Consider the following 3,270-nt stretch of genomic DNA (forward strand, 5'->3'; position numbering starts at 1 on the left):
GCAACATTTACACGTAAACTATAAAATACCTCATCATTATTGCTTTTTTCTTGTGATATATCAGCAAGTTTGACATTTTGTATCTCTACTCCTCTACAACCAGTTATTGATAATATGTATACGAACCATCCAGAAATTGGGTCTATAGATTGAAGTTTTGTGATGCAGCGTTTTACAAGTTTTATTGTCTTTTCATTTAGATAGAATCTTATAGGAGTGGATTTGGGTTTAGTATTTTTAGTTTTAAGTTTACTTTTAATTAAAGACAATTCTTTGCTTAAATTTTCATTTTCTTTTACTATGTCTTTGAGTGTTTTATTAACTTTGTTAGATAAGTTCAAGTTAGTATCATTCATAAAGTTTACTTATTAACTAATGATTTTAAAAATTATAAAATGGTTAATTAATAGTTTAACAAATACTTATAAGTTTAGTCAATTTTTTGGGCCTTTCATTGTATGTTAAAAATGGCATGTAGTTTGATTGTAATTAGTAGAAGATATAGTTTTAAATATTTTTGGGATAAATATCTAAGATACTTATTCCTATTTTTTACAAATACTTGCTTTTTTGCTTCCTATTTATTTGATACTCCATTTTAAGCCTAAGACTTTGTGCAATGGTAATATCTTTCCTCTATCTTTCTTTTGTTAACCTACTTTTTATCATAGGTTAACATAAAGTCAACTTCCTTCACTTTTTATAAACTTTTAATTTATTACTTTCTTACAATAAAATCAAAAATCATCTTTTATTCTTGAAATCCTAATTGTTTTAAGTTGTATAAAAATTTCTTCAGGATTGCCATAAGCGAGAAATATGTCCCTGAAAGCTTGCGCAAAGAATAAAAATATCTGGTTTTCTTTAGTGCCATATTTCTTTGTATCTTTACATAAAGGATTGTTGTAACAATCAATGGCATCGCTTATATATTCCTTTAAAGTTTTTTCAGGTGCATTTTCTGCTCTTCTTTTCTCTAGCCAATTATAAGCTTCAGTCCAATCTTTATCTAGTTCTTTCTTCTTTTCTGGCTTATCTTTAATCCAAGAAATAAATGTATTATAGTTGGTTATTCTGTTTCTATAGTAGTCAATATTTGCTACTTGTGTTTTACCACTGTCATGTTTGTTGGTTTTTTCTCTTTCTTCTTCTGTATGTTTGTTAAATCCATGAATAATGGTATTGAAACTCTTATTTTCTTCCGTTTGTGGTGTTTGTTTAGTTGGTGTTTGTTTAGTTGGTATTTGTTTAGCTGGTGTTAAACTTATTCTTTCGTGTACTTTTAGTTTATCTGTACAAGAATAGACTAGTATTAGACTATAAATTAGTATGTGTTTTAAATATTTATACATATAATATTCTCCTTGTTTTTAAGTATACTATTAGTTATTTTGGTTTGTATAGGGATTTTTAAAAAAGATTTGCTTTTAATTTTATCTTTATTCTCCTATTTCACAATTACTTGATGCTTGATCATTAAAGTGTTCTAAATTATCACTATTACTTTTAAAAAAACCTTTTAAACTTGGAAAGTTTGATGTTTTGTTATAAAGTTTATGTTAACTAAAATTAATTTTTGTTAATTTAGAAGGTTGAAGAGATATGAATAAAGTAAAAAGAGCATATGAAGATTATGCCATGTATTTTGAAGAAGGTCGATTAAATGATGCTGAAATAGCGAAAGAGCTTTGTGTTTCACGAGCTAATGTATGTAAGATGAGACAAAAATGGGAGATTAGTCAAGATAATCCAAAAGAGTTTGATAGTGATAATAAAATAACCATTTGTAAAACTACTCTTAATAGTGTCTTAGATCGAGTACTTGAAACCAATGCCAAAGCACGTGAGCTTAAAAGTCAATTTAGTATAGCCAAAAGTCAACTTGGGCTTAAGTTTATGAAGGCATTTAATAATTATTTAGAATTAGAACTTGAGGATTGTATAAAAGAAATAAATCTATTGGAGAGAGAGATTAAAGTGATTCAAAATAAAGGAAATAGTAGAGAACTTCAAGATAAGAAGATTAAGCTTAAAGATTTAAAACGTGAGAAAGAAGATAAAACAATGAAGTTATGTTATGAAACAATGAAGAAACTCAAAATTGCAGACTTAGATGAGGGTAGATTTAAGTTTGGAGGATAAGTAAATGGATATATACAGTAGTAGCATTTTTAAGTCTCTGCAAAGGGAATATAAGCGTGAATTTGGGATTGATATTGCGTCTTTTATGAAGCCAAAATCAGTAGTTGTTGATTTTAAAAGCTTTGAAAATAAGTTTTTGACTAAAAAACAACGTAAAGTGTTACGTGATATTGAAAAGAATAATCAAAACAAAGTTATTTTATCAGGTGGAATTGCAAGTGGTAAAACATTTTTGGCTTGTTATTTATTCTTAAAAACTTTACTTAAAAATAGGCATCTTTATAGGAAAGGTACCAATAATTTTATATTAGGCAACTCACAGAAGGCATTAGAAATTAATGTTATAGAACAGTTTGAAAATCTTGCTAATATGCTTAAAATACCTTTTGTTCCCAAATATTCAAATACGTCATATTTTGAAATTGATTCTTTAAGGGTTAATTTATATGGTGGTGATAAAATAAGAGATTTTGAAAGATTTAGAGGATCGAATTCTGCTGTTATTTATGTTAATGAAGCAACAACGCTGCATAAAGAGACATTAAAAGAAGCGCTTAAGAGACTAAGAATAAAACCAGAATTTATTGTTTTTGATACTAATCCTGATCATCCGGAGCATTATTTTAAAACAGATTATATTGATAAGAATACAATATATTCTACATATAATTTTACGACATATGATAATGAGGAAATTTCAAAGGAATTTATAAAGACCCAAGAAGAACTTTATAAAGACTTTCCAACATATAAAGCCAGTGTACTACTAGGAGAATGGGTCGCAAATAATGATGCGATATTTCGTAATATTAATATTATTGAAGACTATGAATTTAAAAGTCCTATAGCGTATTTAGATCCTGCATATAGTAGTGGTGGGGATAATACTTCTCTTTGTGTTTTAGAGAAGGTATCGGATAAGTATTATGCATTTATATTTCAAGATCAAAAACCAGCTGTTGATCCATATATTATGAATACAATAAAGGTAATAATGGGGAATTTAAATGTTAATACACTTTATATTGAAGATAGAGATGATATTAAAGGATCTGGGGCTTTGACACGTGAATATGTTAGACTTCGAGATAATATGGAAAATTACTTTAGAATTGCACCAACAAGACC

Annotated in this window: 3 protein-coding genes and 1 pseudogene; 2 read left to right on the plus strand and 2 right to left on the minus strand. The window is 27.5% G+C overall.

Features of this window, described 5'->3' with window-relative positions:
- Both U880_RS0105760 and U880_RS0105765 read right to left on the minus strand, forming a co-directional pair.
- Positions 1 to 356 (minus strand): annotated as a pseudogene (locus tag U880_RS0105760) (site-specific integrase); the annotation flags it as partial.
- Between the two features lie 381 nt (positions 357 to 737).
- Entirely contained in the window at positions 738 to 1,352 is a 615-nt protein-coding gene (locus tag U880_RS0105765; RefSeq protein WP_024655142.1) for an Mlp family lipoprotein, read from the minus strand.
- A 250-nt stretch (positions 1,353 to 1,602) separates the two neighbouring features.
- On the opposite strand from U880_RS0105765, the gene U880_RS0105770 reads away from it, so the two are divergent.
- Together U880_RS0105770 and U880_RS0105775 are read left to right on the plus strand one after the other, a co-directional pair.
- Positions 1,603 to 2,142 (plus strand): DUF603 domain-containing protein, encoded by a 540-nt coding sequence (locus U880_RS0105770; RefSeq protein ID WP_024655143.1) that lies wholly within the window; start codon positions 1,603 to 1,605, stop codon positions 2,140 to 2,142.
- Between the two features lie 4 nt (positions 2,143 to 2,146).
- Positions 2,147 to 3,270: PBSX family phage terminase large subunit (locus U880_RS0105775; protein WP_024655144.1), on the plus strand; the 1,124-nt coding region annotated here is incomplete at its 3' end.

This window comes from Borrelia hispanica CRI (assembly GCF_000500065.1).
Taxonomy (GTDB): domain Bacteria; phylum Spirochaetota; class Spirochaetia; order Borreliales; family Borreliaceae; genus Borrelia; species Borrelia hispanica.

Coding starts and splice junctions, on each gene's coding strand:
- U880_RS0105765 (WP_024655142.1), bottom strand. CDS start 1,352: ATGTATAAATATTTAAAACACATACTAATTTATAGTCTAATACTAGTC.
- U880_RS0105770 (WP_024655143.1), top strand. CDS start 1,603: ATGAATAAAGTAAAAAGAGCATATGAAGATTATGCCATGTATTTTGAA.